The 15,299-nt window shown below is 64.1% G+C and carries 15 protein-coding genes; 10 read left to right on the forward strand and 5 right to left on the reverse strand.

Annotation, left to right across the window (positions count from 1 at the left end):
• Positions 1-88 precede the first annotated feature (88 nt).
• A complete protein-coding gene (locus CIT26_RS03945) occupies positions 89-1,411 on the reverse strand; it encodes a DUF3422 family protein (protein WP_095491353.1) in 1,323 nt (440 codons plus the stop codon).
• A gap of 197 nt (positions 1,412-1,608) precedes the next feature.
• Between CIT26_RS03945 and CIT26_RS03950 the strand changes: the two genes are divergently transcribed.
• The 3 genes from CIT26_RS03950 to CIT26_RS03960 are packed head-to-tail and all read left to right on the forward strand — an operon-like array spanning position 1,609 to position 4,407.
• Complete coding sequence (locus tag CIT26_RS03950; RefSeq protein ID WP_095491354.1) at positions 1,609-2,412, forward strand: FadR/GntR family transcriptional regulator; 804 nt, start codon at positions 1,609-1,611, stop codon at positions 2,410-2,412.
• 49 nt (positions 2,413-2,461) lie between these two features.
• Complete coding sequence (locus CIT26_RS03955; RefSeq protein WP_095491355.1) at positions 2,462-3,598, forward strand: alpha-hydroxy acid oxidase; 1,137 nt, start codon at positions 2,462-2,464, stop codon at positions 3,596-3,598.
• A gap of 35 nt (positions 3,599-3,633) precedes the next feature.
• The gene (locus tag CIT26_RS03960) at positions 3,634-4,407 is read left to right on the forward strand and encodes a metallophosphoesterase (protein ID WP_095491635.1); all 774 of its coding nucleotides are present in this window, start codon (positions 3,634-3,636) and stop codon (positions 4,405-4,407) included.
• A 26-nt stretch (positions 4,408-4,433) separates the two neighbouring features.
• Here the strand turns inward: CIT26_RS03960 and CIT26_RS38190 are convergent, their stop codons facing one another.
• Together CIT26_RS38190 and CIT26_RS03970 are read right to left on the reverse strand one after the other, a co-directional pair.
• Entirely contained in the window at positions 4,434-4,565 is a 132-nt protein-coding gene (locus CIT26_RS38190; RefSeq protein WP_280951093.1) for a hypothetical protein, read from the reverse strand.
• A 286-nt stretch (positions 4,566-4,851) separates the two neighbouring features.
• Entirely contained in the window at positions 4,852-5,550 is a 699-nt protein-coding gene (locus CIT26_RS03970; RefSeq protein WP_095491357.1) for a type 1 glutamine amidotransferase, read from the reverse strand.
• 87 nt (positions 5,551-5,637) lie between these two features.
• On the opposite strand from CIT26_RS03970, the gene CIT26_RS03975 reads away from it, so the two are divergent.
• The 4 genes from CIT26_RS03975 (at position 5,638) to CIT26_RS03990 (ending at position 9,899) form a co-directional block, all read left to right on the forward strand.
• On the forward strand, positions 5,638-6,300 hold the full coding sequence (locus tag CIT26_RS03975; protein WP_095491358.1) for a hypothetical protein: 663 nt from the start codon (positions 5,638-5,640) through the stop codon (positions 6,298-6,300).
• A 31-nt stretch (positions 6,301-6,331) separates the two neighbouring features.
• Positions 6,332-7,066: a 16S rRNA (uracil(1498)-N(3))-methyltransferase gene (locus tag CIT26_RS03980; RefSeq protein ID WP_095491359.1), complete on the forward strand. Its 735-nt coding sequence runs from the start codon at positions 6,332-6,334 to the stop codon at positions 7,064-7,066.
• A 371-nt stretch (positions 7,067-7,437) separates the two neighbouring features.
• Positions 7,438-8,811, forward strand: a complete 1,374-nt coding sequence (locus tag CIT26_RS03985; protein ID WP_095491636.1) for a glutamate--cysteine ligase — start codon at positions 7,438-7,440, stop codon at positions 8,809-8,811.
• 209 nt (positions 8,812-9,020) lie between these two features.
• On the forward strand, positions 9,021-9,899 hold the full coding sequence (locus CIT26_RS03990) for a DUF937 domain-containing protein (RefSeq protein WP_095491360.1): 879 nt from the start codon (positions 9,021-9,023) through the stop codon (positions 9,897-9,899).
• Positions 9,900-10,064: 165 nt separating this feature from the next.
• On the opposite strand, the gene CIT26_RS03995 is transcribed toward CIT26_RS03990, so the two are convergent.
• Entirely contained in the window at positions 10,065-10,355 is a 291-nt protein-coding gene (locus CIT26_RS03995; protein ID WP_095491361.1) for a DUF1127 domain-containing protein, read from the reverse strand.
• Between the two features lie 176 nt (positions 10,356-10,531).
• On the opposite strand from CIT26_RS03995, the gene CIT26_RS04000 reads away from it, so the two are divergent.
• From CIT26_RS04000 to CIT26_RS04010, 3 genes are all read left to right on the forward strand, one after another.
• On the forward strand, positions 10,532-11,488 hold the full coding sequence (locus tag CIT26_RS04000; protein WP_095491362.1) for a LysR substrate-binding domain-containing protein: 957 nt from the start codon (positions 10,532-10,534) through the stop codon (positions 11,486-11,488).
• 73 nt (positions 11,489-11,561) lie between these two features.
• Positions 11,562-13,127 (forward strand): exodeoxyribonuclease VII large subunit, encoded by a 1,566-nt coding sequence (xseA, locus tag CIT26_RS04005; protein ID WP_095491363.1) that lies wholly within the window; start codon positions 11,562-11,564, stop codon positions 13,125-13,127.
• Between the two features lie 17 nt (positions 13,128-13,144).
• The gene (locus CIT26_RS04010; RefSeq protein ID WP_095491364.1) at positions 13,145-14,275 is read left to right on the forward strand and encodes a DmpA family aminopeptidase; all 1,131 of its coding nucleotides are present in this window, start codon (positions 13,145-13,147) and stop codon (positions 14,273-14,275) included.
• 191 nt (positions 14,276-14,466) lie between these two features.
• Here CIT26_RS04010 and CIT26_RS04015 read toward each other — a convergent pair whose 3' ends face one another.
• Positions 14,467-14,709, reverse strand: a complete 243-nt coding sequence (locus tag CIT26_RS04015; protein WP_095491365.1) for a DUF768 domain-containing protein — start codon at positions 14,707-14,709, stop codon at positions 14,467-14,469.
• Positions 14,710-15,299 lie beyond the last annotated feature (590 nt).

Here is a 15,299-nt window from a genome sequence, read left to right on the forward strand (position 1 = left end):
ATGATGCGTGCAGGCTGGAACGATGCTTATCTCTTCCAGCTCATGACTCAAATGCGATAGCCCTGCCCACAAGGGGGAGGGTAAGGCTTTACTCGGCCGCCTGCTTGGCGGGTTCGGAGTGCAGGCGGCGGACACGGCGCACGCCCCACCAGACCAGCAAGATGGCGAGCGGCACCGAGGCGGCGGTGACGACCTCGGGCGCGAAGGCATGGCCGAAGATCGAGGCGCCCTTGGCGACATAGCCGATCAGGCCGACGACATAATAGGAGACGGCGGCGACCGAGAGCCCTTCCACCGTCTGCTGCAGCCGCAGTTGCAGGCGGGCGCGGTTGTTCATTGACGCCAGCAGATCGCGGTTCTGCTTCTCGACCTCGACGTCGACCCAGGTGCGCAGCAGCGTGGTGGCGCGGGTGAGCTTCGTCGACAGATTGGCCTGACGCTCCTCGACCGAACGGCAGGTGCGCATGGCTGGGGCGACGCGGCGCTGCAGGAAACCGCCCCAGGTATCGTAGCCGGGCACCGCCTCTTCCTCCAGCGCCTCCAGCCGTTCGCCGACGATGCCGTCATAGGCGCGGCTGGCGCCGAAGCGATAAAGGCTGGAGGCCGCATCGGCCTCCAGCTCGGCGGCAAGCTCGGTCAGATCGGCAAGCAGCGTCTGGTTGTCGCGGGTTTCGGCGACTTTCATTTCCAGTGTGGTCTGCGCCAGCCGGTCTTCGATGCGGCGCGCGCGACCCGACAGCATCAGCGCCAGCGGCAGGCCAAGCATGGCCAGCGTGCGGTAGGTTTCGATATCGATCAGCCGCTGCGCCAGCGCGCCGGTGCGTGCCGGCGTCAGGCCGCGGTCGAGCACCAGCATGCGGGTCATGCCGTCACCGTCCTGGCGGAAATCGGTGACGATGGCGGCGTTGCCGCGCTCGACCAGCGAATAGCACAGGCTGGTCGGGTCGAAGCCGGCGATCAGCTTTTCGCTCGCCTGCGTCCATTTGCGGATTTCGAGCCTGATGCCGGAAATCACCGTTCCCGGCGGCGAAAAGCCGTTGCCGAAAGGCGAACCTTCCTGGCGCTGGCCGCTCTCGGAGAGCGGTCCTTCCCACAGATAGGTGGAGAATTCCGTGTGCCGTTCCCAGCGCAGCGAGCCCTTGCCCCACTTCATCGCGTGATGGCGGGCATGAGGGTCAGGCGCGGCGATGCCGAGGCGCCGCGACAATTCGGAAAGCACGGCCTGGTCGACGCCGGACCCAGCTTCGGTCATGAACGAAAGCTGCACCAGCACGCGCGGTTTCTCGACCAGCGGATGCGGACGGGCGTGAACCTCGCCGAGCGCGCCAGGCCGTCCCTCATGCGCGGGAAAGCCCATCACGCTGCCCTCGACGCGCGGCTGAAATTCGAGATTGGACGGGTCATCTGCCACGGCTGGTCCCCCGGGCTCGGTGCACTCGCGTCCCTCTAGAGCCAATTGCCGGGGGACGCAAACGACAAGTTAGCCGAAAGCGATATGCCGCGACGGCGTTGGACTCGGCCAAGCGGGCGAATTGGATAAATAATTTGACCAGTTGCTGACGCTGGCTTAATCCTGCGCGGCACCGGTTCAATCCCCAGGCATCCCCGTTGAGCGACATTTTCTCCAGGATCGAGCATTCCCGCACCGCCGACGAGGTGGTGCAGCAGATCGAGAGCCTGATCCTCGAAGGCGTTCTGCGCACCGGCGACAGGCTGCCGGGAGAACGCGAGCTGGCGCGCCGGTTCGAGGTGTCGCGGCCGATCCTGCGCGATGCACTGAAGGCGCTGGAGGGGCGCGGGCTTTTGACGACGCGGCCAGGCGGCGGCACCCATGTCGCCGATGTCATCGGCCAATTGTTCACCAAGCCGGTGACGGACCTGATATCCATGCACCGCAAGGCGGCGACCGACTATCTGGAATACCGCCGCGAGATCGAGGCGGTGGCGGCCGAGTATGCGGCGCGGCGCGCCACATCAGACGACCTGGCGCTGCTCGACCGCATCATGGCGCGCATGGACGAGGCGCACCGGACCGGCAATTTCGACGACGAGGCGGAAATCGACGTCGAGTTCCACCACGCGATCTGCGAATGCGCGCACAACATCATCCTATTGCACACGCTGCGCTCGTGCTACCGGCTGCTGTCGGAGGGCGTCTTCCAGAACCGGCTCCTGGTGTTCAACGTGCCGGGCGCGCGCGAAGCGCTGCTTTCGCAGCACCGGGCGATCTACGCGGCGGTGAAGGCCGGCGATCCGGCGGCCGCACGGCAGGCGGCGATGGACCACATCACCCATGTCGAACGCACCATGGCCGAGGCCGAGCGCAGCGGCGACTGGCAGCGTGTGTCGCGCCTGAGGCTGATGCAGCGCTCCGAAGCCGGCGACGGCGAGCCGGCAAGAAGACGCTCGTGAGCGCCGGCTAAGAATTACGACGAATTAGCGAACAACCAGCGGGAAGCCCATGAGCATGATCCTTACCATCGCCGATCTCAAGGACCTGGCGCGCCGCCGCGTGCCGAAGATGTTCTTCGACTATGCCGATTCAGGTGGATGGACCGAAAGCACCTACCGGGCCAATGAGGAGGATTTCCAAAAGATCAAGTTCCGCCAGCGCGTGCTGGTCGACATGAGCAACCGCTCGCTGGAATCGACCATGATCGGCGAGAAGGTGGCGATGCCGGTGGCGCTGGCACCGACGGGCATGACCGGCATGCAGCACCCCGACGGCGAGATGCTGGCGGCGCAGGCGGCGGAGGAGTTCGGCGTGCCGTTCACGCTGTCGACGATGAGCATCTGCTCGATCGAGGATGTCGCATCGGTGACCAAGAAGCCGTTCTGGTTCCAGCTCTATGTGCTGCGCGACAAGGATTTCGTCCTCGATCTCATCGACAGGGCAAAGGCGGCGAAATGCTCGGCGCTGGTGCTGACGCTCGACCTGCAGATCCTCGGCCAGCGCCACAAGGATATCCGCAACGGGCTGTCGGCGCCGCCGCGCTTCACGCCGAAACACATCTGGCAGATGGCGACCAGGCCGGGCTGGTGCATCGGCATGGCGGGGACCAAGCGCCGGACCTTCCGCAACATCGTCGGCCACGCCAAGGGCGTCGGCGACCTCACCTCGCTGTCGTCATGGACGACGGAGCAATTCGATCCGCATCTGTCGTGGAAGGACGTTGCCTGGATCAAGGAGCGCTGGGGCGGCAAGCTGATCCTGAAGGGCATCCTCGACAAGGAAGACGCGCTGATGGCGGCCAAGACCGGCGCCGACGCGATCATCGTCTCCAATCATGGCGGACGCCAGCTCGACGGCGCACCGTCGTCGATCGAGGTGCTGGAAGAGATCGCCGACGCGGTCGGCGACACGATCGAGGTGCATATGGATGGCGGCATCCGCTCTGGCCAGGACGTTCTGAAGGCGCTGTGCCTCGGCGCCAAGGGCACCTATATCGGCCGGCCTTTCCTTTACGGCCTCGGCGCGCTAGGCAAGGAAGGGGTCACAAAAGCCTTGGAAATCATCCGCAAGGAGATGGACATAACGCTGGCACTGTGCGGAAAGCGTCTGGTAACCGACATGGGCAAGGATCAGCTTCGGCGTTAGACGCCCGTGACGGCATGATCACGGAGATGGACGCATTGACCACCCCCGGCATCCACTTTCTCGACGCGCGCGGACCGGAAGGCATGCGTATCTATGCGGTCGGCGACGTGCATGGCCGGCTCGACCTGCTCGCCGCCATGTACCGCCGGATTACGGCCGAGATCCGCCAGGCGCGGCCGGCCGACTGGCGTGTCATCCATCTCGGCGACTATGTCGACCGCGGCCCGGACTCCAAGGGCGTCATCGATTTCCTGATCGAAGTGAGAAAACGCGACCCGCGCCACCTGATGCTCGCCGGCAACCACGACATCGGCTTTCTCGACTTTCTCGATAGCCCTGATCCAGACGGGCTTTTCATACGTTATGGCGGCATCCAGACCGCGCAATCCTATGGCGTGGCGATCAATGAAGGCGGCGGCGCGTGGTTCGGCAGGTCCGAGGCGGCGCTGCGGCAAGGCCATGCGGCGCTGGTCGAGGCCGTGCCGAAAAGCCATGTCGACTTCCTGCAGTCGCTGCCGTTTTCACTGACGCTCGGCGACTTCTTCTTCTGCCATGCCGGCATCCGGCCAGGCATTGCGCTCGAAAGTCAGAGCACCCAGGACCTGATCTGGATCCGCGATGTCTTTCACAACCATTCCGGCCTGCATCCGAAGATCGTGGTGCATGGCCACACGCCGGTGCCCGAGGCGGAGGTGATGGTCAACCGCGTCAATATCGACACGCTCGCCTACCAGACGGGAAACCTCAGCGCGCTCGTCGTCGACGGCGCCGACAAGCGTATCCTGGTGGTGTCAGGCGAGAGGGCTTAAAGGGCGTCGCACCTCAAGGCTTTGTTTTAGCGAAGCGCGGCGGTGACGCCGTAGCCGTCGACGGCGTTGTGGTTGTTGGCTGCGTCGCCAGCATAAGTGCCGAGGCCGCACAACACGATGGCCGACAACATGACAAAGGACAGAAGCGCTGCTTTCACGGACGTCATCTCTTGTTGAGCTTTCTGCATCTGTGCACGAGGCGGGTTACGATTGGGTTGAAACGGGAAAATGCGTCTCAAAGTTTCGACGATTTGGCGCTTCTAGGCAGTTTCTGTATCGGCGATGTGTCGCGCGAGTGACCCAAAGGGTTCATCGCGTTGCATGGAAGATGCAGAGCGCGTGCCTTCTAGGGTGGCGGGCGGCCACAAGCCAAGGACGAAACAAGCTGTCCACAGCGGATTTTTGCCGGCGTGCCAAATATGCAACGTCGGTACTGACAAGCCGTCAGATCGTCGCCACCCAGGCGCGGGCAATGGCCAGCCCAGCGGCATCGGCATCCGGTCCGTGATGGGCCATTTCGTCGTCGAGCCGATCGCTCCATGCCGGGTGCCGTTCGGCAATGAGCGATGCGAAGGATGTGCTCCAGTCGCGGACCATCGGCCGGTCCGCCTCGAAATGGAACTGAAAGCCGTAGACGGCGCGGCCGATGCGAAACGCTTGGTTCTCGGCGATTTCGTTGCCGGCGAGCCGCACGGCATCTTCTGGCAGCACAAAGGTGTCGTCGTGCCACTCGAAGATGGGGAAATTTTCGGGCAGCGCGGCGAGCACTGGATCGGCCTTCGCCGCCGGAGTGAGCGAGACCTTGTGCCAGCCGAATTCCGAGGCGCCGCCGATGCGGTTCTCGGCGCCGAAGGCGCGCGCGACCAGTTGGCTGCCAAGGCAGATACCGAGCACGGCGCGATCCTTGCCGGCGAAATCGCGCGTCAGGTCGAGCAGTTCAGGAAAATACGGGCAAATCTCGTCGTCCAGCGCATTCTGGGCGCCGCCGAGCACGACCATGGCGTCGTGCGCAGCGCTGTCGAGCGGCAGCGTCTCGCCACAATAGGGGCGGCGCAGGTCGATATCGGCGCCCGCCTCGACAAGCGCTGCGCCGATCTGGCCAAGGCCCTCACTGTCGAAATTCTGGACCACCAGCACCCGCATCGAAAAACCTGCTGACATGAAAACGATGCGACGAGCGATATCATGCCGCCGTCATTCCGGCCAAGATACGTATTCGGGGAGAAAGCTATGCCACTGCAGAATCGGGTCGACCCGTTCGGCGTCATCCACGCCGTGCCGGAGCGCGGCCTGTTCATGGGCAATCGCGGCATCATTCATGACCCCGAAACGAAGACGCTGCTGAAAAAGCGCTGGGCGCTGCAGGCCTGGATCATCTGCGTCTGCGAATTCCGCGATGTGCGGCGCGAGCCGATGGGCCGCAACAGGAACGGTGGTAAGGCCGGCTGGACCGAGCTGTTTTTCCTGGACGAGGTGACCGCGCTCTCGGCCGGGCATCGGCCTTGCTTCTTCTGCCGGCGCGAGCGGGCTGATGATTTCGTTCAGCGCTTCGGCGTGGTCTTCGGCATTGCCGAGCCGCGTGCACCGCAGGTCGACAAGCGGCTGCATAAGGAGAGGCTGGCGTCGGGTGGGCCGGCACCGGTCGTATCCGCAGAAGAGCTTGCCGGGTTGCCGGACGGCGCCATGATTGCGGACGGCGGCGACGCCTACGCGATGCGTGGCGGCAAGGCGCTGCGCTGGTCGTTCGCAGGCTATGGTGATCGCGTGGGCGGCGATCCGGTCGGGTTCGGCGGTTTTGCCGACCGTCCAATCCGTCTGCTCACGCCAGCAACCACCGTTTCCGTGCTGAGGCAAGGCTACGAACCGGTCTGGCACGCGAGCGCTGAGGCTTGACGTCAATGTTTGGCTCGCCCATTCCTCGGCGATGCGCGCCAATTACAAGATGCAGCGGCTGTTCGTGCCGGACGACCTCGGACCGGATATCGAGTTTGAGGCGAGCCCGCAGCATAGCCACTACCTGATGCATGTGCTGCGGCTCGGCGAAGGTGCCGAAGTCCTGTTGTTCAACGGCCGCGACGGGGAATGGTCGGCGGCAATCGCCGCCAAATCAAAAAAGGCGGTACGCCTGAAGGTGCTGGCCTTGCAGCGGCCGCAGCCGCCGCTGCCAGATCTCGTCTACTGCTTTGCGCCGATAAAGCAGGGTCGGCTCGATTATCTGGTGCAGAAGGCGGTCGAGATGGGCGCCGGCGTCCTGCAACCGGTCGTCACCCAGCACACGCAAGTGGCAAGGCCCGGCATCGAACGCGTGCGTGCCAATGTCGTCGAGGCAGCCGAACAATGCGGCATCCTGGCGGTGCCGGAGGTGCGCGAAGCGGAAAAATTCGAACGCCTGCTGGCCGGCTGGGACAAGGAGCGGCGGTTGATCTTCTGCGACGAGGATGCCGCCACCAACAATCCGCTGCCGGCGCTGCAAGCGGTGCGGGAGAAGAAGCTCGGGCTGCTGGTCGGGCCCGAGGGCGGGTTTTCCGACGAGGAACGAAGGATGCTGAAGGCGCTGCCTTTCGTAACCGCCATTCCGCTCGGGCCGCGCATCCTGCGCGCCGATACGGCTGCGGTGGCGGCACTGGCGGTGATACAGGCGACGGTCGGGGACTGGTGACGCACTTCCCTTCTCCCCTTGTGGGAGAAGGTGGCCGAGCGAAGCTCGGTCGGATGAGGGGTGCTGGACCGAACGCGGCGATGCCAAGCTGGAGCACCCCTCATCCGTCTCGGCGCTGCGCGCCAATCCACCTTCTCCCACAAGGGGAGAAGGAAGAAGCAGCGTCAATCAATTCCAGTTACCCTGTGGCTCAGGATTTTTCGCTTGATCGCCTACTGACATTTCGTCCATCTAGCGCCGGCGGTCGTCCGGCCGCCTGCAGCGCCGCGCGTCCTTTCGGACGCGCATAGGACGCTGTAGCACTTGGTTTGGCACATGATCCCCAGCGAAAATCGATGCCGATTTTCGGGTCATGCGTCGGAGGGCTGTTCATGGCGCGCGACACAACCGATTTCCGGCCGATCGAAGGCGTCGACGAGCTTGTCGAGCATCTGGCTGAAGGCAACAAGCCGCGCGACAAATGGCGCATCGGCACCGAACACGAGAAATTCCCGTTCTATGTCGACGGCAATGCGCCGGTGCCCTATGGCGGCGATCACGGCATCCGCGCCATTCTCGAAGGCATGCAGGAAAAACTCGGCTGGGATCCGATCATGGATGCCGGCCGCATTATCGGCCTGGTCGAGCCGACCGGCCAGGGCGCGATCTCGCTGGAGCCCGGCGGCCAGTTCGAATTGTCCGGCGCGCCGCTGGAGACGATCCACCAGACCTGCCGCGAAGGCAATGCGCATCTGGCGCAGGTGCGCGAGATCGCCGAGCCGATGGGTATACGCTTCCTCGGCCTCGGCGGCAGTCCGAAATGGTCACTGGCCGAGACGCCGATAATGCCGAAATCGCGCTACGAGATCATGACGCGCTACATGCCCAAGGTCGGCACTAAAGGCCTCGACATGATGTACCGCACCTGCACCATCCAGGTGAATCTCGACTTCGAGAGCGAGGCCGACATGCGCCGCAAGATGCAGGTGTCGCTGAAGCTGCAGCCGCTGTCGACGGCGCTGTTCGCCAACTCGCCGTTCACCGAGGGCCGGCCCAACGGATTTCAGAGCTGGCGCGGCGACATCTGGCGCGACACCGACAACCAGCGCTCGGGCCTGCTCGACTTCTGCTTCTCGCCCGATTTCGGCTTCGCCGACTATGTCGAATGGGCGCTCGACGTGCCGATGTACTTCGTCATCCGCGATGGCCAGTACCACGACATGACGCACGTCACCTTCCGCCAGTTCATGGCAGGTGCGGCCCGCAACGAGATCCCCGACGGGCTGCCGACGATGGGTGATTGGGCGAACCACCTGTCGACGCTGTTTCCCGACGTGCGATTGAAGCGCTTCCTTGAAATGCGTGGCGCCGATGGCGGACCGTGGCGGCGCATCTGCGCGCTGCCGGCCTTCTGGGTCGGGCTGCTCTATGACGCGGCGGCGCTCGACGCGGCCGAGGCGCTGACCTCGAGCTGGACCTATGAAGAAGTGCTGGCGATGCGCAACGCCGTGCCGGAACAGGGCATTTCGGCGCCGTTCCGCAACACGACACTGCGCGAGATCGCCCGCGACGTGCTCGTCGTCTCGCGCATGGGGCTGAAGAACCGCGGCCGCAAGAACCGCGACGGCTACGACGAAACGTCGTTCCTCAGCACGCTGGACGAAGTCGTCGCGCGCGGCACCACCAGCGCCGAAGAGCTGCTCTCCGCCTATCATACGCGCTGGGGCGGCTCGATCGAGCCGGTGTTCATGGAGTATGCGTATTAGCTGCTCGCTATCCGCTTCGTCGACAGCTCAGGAAAGTCGCTGCAATCAGAAATGGAAGCGAATTAGGGCGCCGCGCGTCCGTTTGGACGCGCAAAGGACACTCTAGCTCTCTTTGAGCCTACGCATCGGTGCTTTTCCGAAAATCGATTCCGATTTTCGGGTCGATGCGGTAGGCTCTCCTGCGAGGACCTTCCCGGAGGAGAAAACCAATGCCTTCCTTGTTCGACATTCTGGCGCAGGCGCAGAACGGCAACGGCATGCAGGCCCTGGCCCAACAGTTCGGGCTTTCGCAGCAGCAAGCGCAATCGGCGGTCGAGGCGCTGCTGCCGGCCTTTTCACAGGGGCTGAAGCGCAGCACCTCCGATCCTTACGGGCTCGGCGCGTTCATGACGGCGATGGCCAGCGGCCAGCACGCCAAATATTTCGAGGACGCAAGCCGGGCCTTCTCGCCGCAGGGCGTCGATGAAGGCAACGGCATTCTTGGCCATCTGTTCGGCTCGAAAGACCTGTCCCGCGCCGTTGCCAGCCAGGCTGCGCAGGCGAGCGGCGTCAGTCAGCAGGTCTTGCAGCAGATGCTGCCGGTCGTAGCTTCGATGATGATGGGCGGCCTGTTCAAGCAGACCACAAATCAGATGCAGGCAGCAGGCGGATTCGGCGGCGGCGGCAATCCGCTCGGCGAGATCATCGAGCAGATGATGCGGCAAGCCGGCGGCGGCGCACAGGCGCCGGCACCACAGCAGCGCCCGGCGCCGCAGCCCGGCCCGATGGACAATCCGTTCGGCAAGGTGCTGCAGGACATGTTCGGCGGCGCGCAGCAGCCGCAGCAGACACCAAACCCCTATGGCGACAATCCGCTCGGCAAGGTGCTGCAGGATATGTTCGGCGGCGGCGCGCAACAGCCGCAGCGCGAAGCGCCGCAGCAGCGCGAAGCGCCGCAGCCACAGGCCAATCCGAGCGGCAGGCCACGCAATCCGTTCGACGATTTGTTCGGCAAGATGTTCGAGGCGGGCGCGAAGCAACACGACGATTATCAGAAGGGCGTGGAATCGATCTTCGATCAGTTCAAGCTAGGCATGGATCGGCGCTAAACCGACGAGGCGGCCGCAACCTGATCTTGAGCGCGCCCAAAGAAAAATGCCCGGTCCTTGTGAGAACCGGGCAGTGTGCAGGCGGGCCGGCGGGGAACCGGCAGGGAGTGGGAGCCTGCGAAATCCTATAACGCCGCGCACCCCAAGGGCACGCAACCAACGCGATCAGGTCACTTTGCGGGCAAGATCCTCGATCGTGTCTACGCGATCGGCCGCGATGACGCGAAGCCTCTCGGTTGGATCGCGGCCGAACGGCACCTCGATGGCGACGTGGAGATCGGCGCGCGTCAAGCCGATGTCGGCAAGTTCGGCATCCGACATCTCGCCAAGGCGATAGAAGGCGCGGCGGTTTTTCCAGGCGCGATAGACGTTGGAGATGGTGTTGACCACGCGCGTCGCAATAGCCGGACGCGACGTGATGCGCGAAGTCTCGGTGGCGAAATCAAACGTAGCCATGTCAGTCTCCTTCATTCGAACGGGCGAAGACGAGTGATCGGCGCTGGCAACAGCGGCCGTTCCGGTCCCGATTCACATGCCGTCATGTGGACAGTCGTAAATTTGCCATCGTTCGATTGATTAATCCAACGAATGTTTCTAATCTTTAGCATCAACAGCAGTGATGGATGGGAACGATGAAAGCGCCACTCGATCTCGATCAGTTGCAGACCTTTGTCTCAATCGTCGACACCGGCAGCTTCACCCGCGCGGCGGAAGCGGTGCATCGGACCCAGTCGGCGGTGTCCATGCAGATGCGCCGGCTGGAAGAACGGATCGGCAAGCCGCTGTTCGAAAAGGACGGGCGCACCAACAGGCTGACCGAGGAGGGCGACAGGCTGCTCTCCTACGCGAGACGGTTGCTGTTCCTCAATCGGGAAACGCTGGCCGCCTTCGACGACCGGCGGCTCGAAGGCACGATCCGCATCGGCACCCCGGACGACTATGCCGACCGCTTCCTGCCCGAGATCATGGCCCGCTTCGCCCGTTCCAATCCACGTGTCGAGCTGACCGTCATCTGCGAGCCGACGCCGGGGCTGGTCGAGCATATCAAGCGCGGCAATCTCGATCTGGCGCTGGTGACGCACAGTGACGCACACGGCCAGTCGGAAGTGGTGCGGCGCGAACCGCTGCTGTGGGTCACTTCGGCCAACCATGCGACACACGAGCAGGACACATTGCCGATGGCCTTCGGCCGGCCGAACTGCATCTGGCGGCGGGCCGCGGTCGACGTGCTCGACCGGCAGAACCGCGACTACCGCATCCTGTTCACCAGCTTCTCGGCAACCGTCATCACCGCCGCGGTGCTTTCCGGCCTGGCGATCTCGGTGCTGCCGGAATGCGCGCTGCGGCCCGGCATGCGGGTTCTGGGCGAACCCGACGGGTTCGGCGCCCTGCCCGATTGCCGCATCGGCATCATGCGCGGCCAGACGTCGCGGCCGGAGATCGTCGACGCGCTGGCCCGTCACATTTCGGAAAGCCTCGACAATATTTCCGTGCCGCTCGGCGAAGATACGGGAAGCTTCGACTTCCCGGCATTTGCTTTCTCTAAGACGAAGCGGACCAAGCCGAACCAGATCTCGCCGGGCTGGTGAAAAACCCCCGCAATTGGCCGGCACCGGACACACCCGTCTTGACGCGGACGGACAACCGCCCCCCAATCGGCCAATGAGCGACGCAGTATCCGAATCACGCACCAACGCCACCGAATACACGGTGAGCGAGATTTCCGGCGCGCTGAAGCGCACGGTCGAGGACGTTTTCGGCAATGTGCGGGTGCGCGGCGAAATATCAGGCTATCGCGGGCCGCATTCCTCCGGCCATGCCTATTTCTGCCTCAAGGACGACCGTGCGCGGCTCGACGCCGTGGTCTGGAAGACCACGATGAGCCGGCTGAAGTTCCGCCCCGAAGAAGGCATGGAGGTGATCGCCACCGGCCGGCTCACCACCTATCCCGGAAAGTCCACCTACCAGATCGTCATCGACAATCTGGAGCCAGCCGGCGCCGGGGCGCTAATGGCGCTGCTGGACGAGCGCAAGCGCCGGCTGCAGGCCGAAGGCCTGTTCGATGCCGGCCGCAAGCGCTTGCTGCCGTTCATGCCGCGCGTCATCGGCGTCGTCACCTCGCCGACAGGTTCCGTCATTCGCGACATCATCCACCGGATCAAGGACCGGTTTCCACTGCATGTGCTTGTCTGGCCGGTGCGGGTGCAGGGCGAGACTGCGGGCGCGGAAGTGACCGCCGCCGTCAACGGCTTCAACGCACTGGCGCAGGATGGCATTATTCCGCACCCCGACCTGTTGATCGTGGCGCGCGGCGGCGGCAGCCTCGAGGACCTTTGGGGGTTCAATGACGAGGCGCTGGCCCGCGCCGTCGCCGCCTCGCGCATTCCGGTGATCTCCGCCGTCGGCCATGAAACGGACTGGACGCTGATCGACCTGGCGGCGGATGTGCGGGCGCCGACGCCGACGGGTGCCGCCGAAATCGCCGTGCCCGTGCGCGCCGACCTCGAAGTAACGCTTGCCGGCCTTGGTGCGCGGCTCAAGGCCGCGGTATCGCGCAATTTCGAGCGCAAGCGCCAAGCGGTCCGTGCCGCCGCCCGGGCGCTGCCCTCGCCCGACCAGTTGCTGGCGCTGCCGCGCCGGCGCTTCGACGAAGCGACGAGCCGGCTTGGCCGGGCGTTGTCCGTCAGCGTCCAACGCAAGCGAGCCAGGCTTCAGGCGCAGCGGCTGACGCCGGCCACTCTGTCGCGACGCATGAACGAGGCCCGCACACTGGCCGGCCGCGACCTCGCCCGCGCGCAAGCGGCGTTCTTCGCCATAGTGCGCGAGCGGCGAACGCGGTTTTCGCGCACCGCGGCGCGGCTGTCGCCCGCGCCGATCGCAAGGCGGCAGAAGTTGCAGGCAGATACTTTGGCGGCGTTGTCGCGGCGACAGGACCGGGTGATTTCCGTACGGCTCGAACGCTTGCGCGGGAAACTGACCCAGGCCGATCGGCTGCTGGCAACGCTGTCGCACAAGGCGGTGCTGGCGCGGGGCTTTGCCTTGGTGAAAGACGCCGACGGGGCGGTGATCAAGCAAGCGGCGGAGGTGGCGCCGGGGATGGCACTTTCGCTGGAGTTTGCCGACGGGACCGCCGATGCGGTTGCGACCAGCGGTGCCGCACGACCGAAAACAAATGCAAAGCCGGCCGCCAAAGCCAAGGAGCCTGGCAATCAGGGCTCGCTGTTCTGAGTGGCAACGATTTCCGCATGACCGACAATCATCACCAGACGACGCCTTCCGGCAGGCCGCGCGCGCGAGCCTTCGGCATAAGTTTTGACGGCAAGCCTGGACCGTTCAACGCCATCACCGATGTGGCCGGCGTTGCGGTCGGTTATTCGACGCTGATTTCGGGCGATGGTGCGCTGGTGGTCGGCAAGGGACCGGTGCGCACCGGCGTGACAGCCATCCTGCCCCGACCGCGCGCCGATCTGGCCACGCCGGTCTTTGCCGGTGTCTTCAGCCAGAACGGCAATGGCGAATTGACCGGCTCGCATATTATCGAGGAAACCGGCGCCTTCAATTTGCCGATCACCATCACCAACACGCATTCCTGCGGCGTTTCGCGCGACGGAACGCTGCGCTGGATGCAGCGCGTGCTGCCGGCCGCGCTCGACAGCGGCTGGGGGCTGCCGGTGGCGGCGGAAACCTATGACGGCTTCCTGAACGACATCAACGGCCACCATCTCAGATCAGAGCATGTCGCCGCGGCACTCGATGGCGCGACCGGCGGATCGATCGAGGAAGGCAGCGTCGGCGGCGGCACCGGCATGATCGCCTTCGGTTTCAAGGCAGGCTCCGGCACGGCATCGCGGATCGTCGAATGGCACGGCCGGCGCTACACGGTCGGTGCGTTCGTGCAGGCGAATTTCGGCAAGCGGAGGAATTTCACCATTCGCGGCTTGCGCGCCGGGCCCGATCTCCTGGAACCGGCGATCCGCGAAAGCACGCCGCGCGCCGAAAAGGGTTCGATCATCGGGGTCGTCGCCACCGATGCGCCGTTGCTGCCGCATCAGATGAAGCGGCTGGCCCGCCGGGCGCCGCTCGGCGTCGCCATGACCGGCGGCTTCGGCTATCATAGCTCGGGCGATATTTTCCTCGCCTTTTCGACCGCCAACCACGAGGCGGCGCTGGCGCCGTCAGGCCGCATCGCCAGCGCCGATTTTATCCCGGATACCGACATCGATCCGTTCTTCGACGCCGTGATCGAAAGTGTGGAGGAAGCGATCCTCAATGCGCTGGTCGCCAATGACGACATGACCGGGCGCGACGGCAATTTCGTGCCGGCGCTGCCGAAGGCATGGCTCAAGGGCAAATTCGGTGCAAGTCAGGGAAAGTAGGACTGTGTGGCGTGTCACGCGTCGCACAGGTCTTGGAAACGGTTGAGCCTGGTAAATAGATGCCTTTCGCCGGGTCGGCATGTCACTCGCTAAAGCGCGTCGCGTTTGAAGGGATTCATGCGACGCTCTTAAGTTCTTGTTTTATGCATGTCGTTATCCCAAAACCGCTGCGCACTTTTGGGCGACATGCATTAGTCCGAATTCTTTTCGTCCTGGTCGGCCTCAGCCGCCTCTTCCAGCCTCGACGCTATAAGTTCCTGAATGTCGCCGACCTCTTCCTGGATATCCTCCAGCGGTATGCCGGCCTCAGCCGCCTTGGCCGCGCATTCCCTGGCGAGGGTCTCGGCCTGCTCCTCGATCCTGTCAAGCGAGGACTGGCAGTGGACCTTTTCGCCGATCCACTCCTGCAAGAACTCGATCGCGTGTTCGCTCATGCTGCTGTTCCCTGGCGGCTGCGCCGGTTGGTAATCATAAACGCCGGCATCCCGAAAAGATGCACGCTCCTATTCCAACCGAGTCGCCGTCACCCGGCAAGCCGATCTTGCCCAAGCTCCACAGGGCTGACGGAAAATCGAAGGTTCAAGGAGCACATTCTAATTCTTGAGGAGATTCTATTTTCTTGAGGAGACTGGCACCGTTGGCTGGGATTATGTCCCGGATCGCGCCATTGTTTCTACTTGCTTTTTTCCGGCAATCCAGTCAATTTGTATGACAATAGGTTTCACATACGTGGCACGTTTGCGGCGCCATTCGCTGCGCGATCCTAGGGGTACGCGGCCAAAGCCGCCGCTATATAGTGACATCCTCAGGCAATGTCGACCCTGCTCGCCATCCTGCTTCTTTCCGCCGCGCCGAGCGTATCTGGATGGCATTTTGTCATCGTCGGGGGCGAGCATATTTCGCCGGGAATCGACTGCAGCTAGCGGCTGTAGCTGTGCCGGCGGTCCTGCCGCGGTCGCTTGTCGCCGCAGAATTGCCGTGGCGGCCCGCTTTGCCAGCCCGCCACTCGGGAAGCTCACTCCCT

Origin of the sequence: Mesorhizobium temperatum (assembly GCF_002284575.1) — a bacterium.
In the GTDB taxonomy this organism is placed as follows: Bacteria; Pseudomonadota; Alphaproteobacteria; order Rhizobiales; family Rhizobiaceae; genus Mesorhizobium; species Mesorhizobium temperatum.

What these genes read in the sequence shown, in the direction of transcription:
- CIT26_RS03955 (WP_095491355.1), top strand. Translation starts at nt 2,462, where the DNA reads ATGAGCATGATCCTTACCATCGCCGATCTCAAGGACCTGGCGCGCCGC.
- CIT26_RS03970 (WP_095491357.1), bottom strand. Translation starts at nt 5,550, where the DNA reads ATGCGGGTGCTGGTGGTCCAGAATTTCGACAGTGAGGGCCTTGGCCAG.
- CIT26_RS03975 (WP_095491358.1), top strand. Translation starts at nt 5,638, where the DNA reads ATGCCACTGCAGAATCGGGTCGACCCGTTCGGCGTCATCCACGCCGTG.
- CIT26_RS03980 (WP_095491359.1), top strand. Translation starts at nt 6,332, where the DNA reads ATGCGCGCCAATTACAAGATGCAGCGGCTGTTCGTGCCGGACGACCTC.
- CIT26_RS03985 (WP_095491636.1), top strand. Translation starts at nt 7,438, where the DNA reads ATGGCGCGCGACACAACCGATTTCCGGCCGATCGAAGGCGTCGACGAG.
- CIT26_RS03990 (WP_095491360.1), top strand. Translation starts at nt 9,021, where the DNA reads ATGCCTTCCTTGTTCGACATTCTGGCGCAGGCGCAGAACGGCAACGGC.
- CIT26_RS03995 (WP_095491361.1), bottom strand. Translation starts at nt 10,355, where the DNA reads ATGGCTACGTTTGATTTCGCCACCGAGACTTCGCGCATCACGTCGCGT.
- CIT26_RS04000 (WP_095491362.1), top strand. Translation starts at nt 10,532, where the DNA reads ATGAAAGCGCCACTCGATCTCGATCAGTTGCAGACCTTTGTCTCAATC.
- xseA (WP_095491363.1), top strand. Translation starts at nt 11,562, where the DNA reads ATGAGCGACGCAGTATCCGAATCACGCACCAACGCCACCGAATACACG.
- CIT26_RS04010 (WP_095491364.1), top strand. Translation starts at nt 13,145, where the DNA reads ATGACCGACAATCATCACCAGACGACGCCTTCCGGCAGGCCGCGCGCG.
- CIT26_RS04015 (WP_095491365.1), bottom strand. Translation starts at nt 14,709, where the DNA reads ATGAGCGAACACGCGATCGAGTTCTTGCAGGAGTGGATCGGCGAAAAG.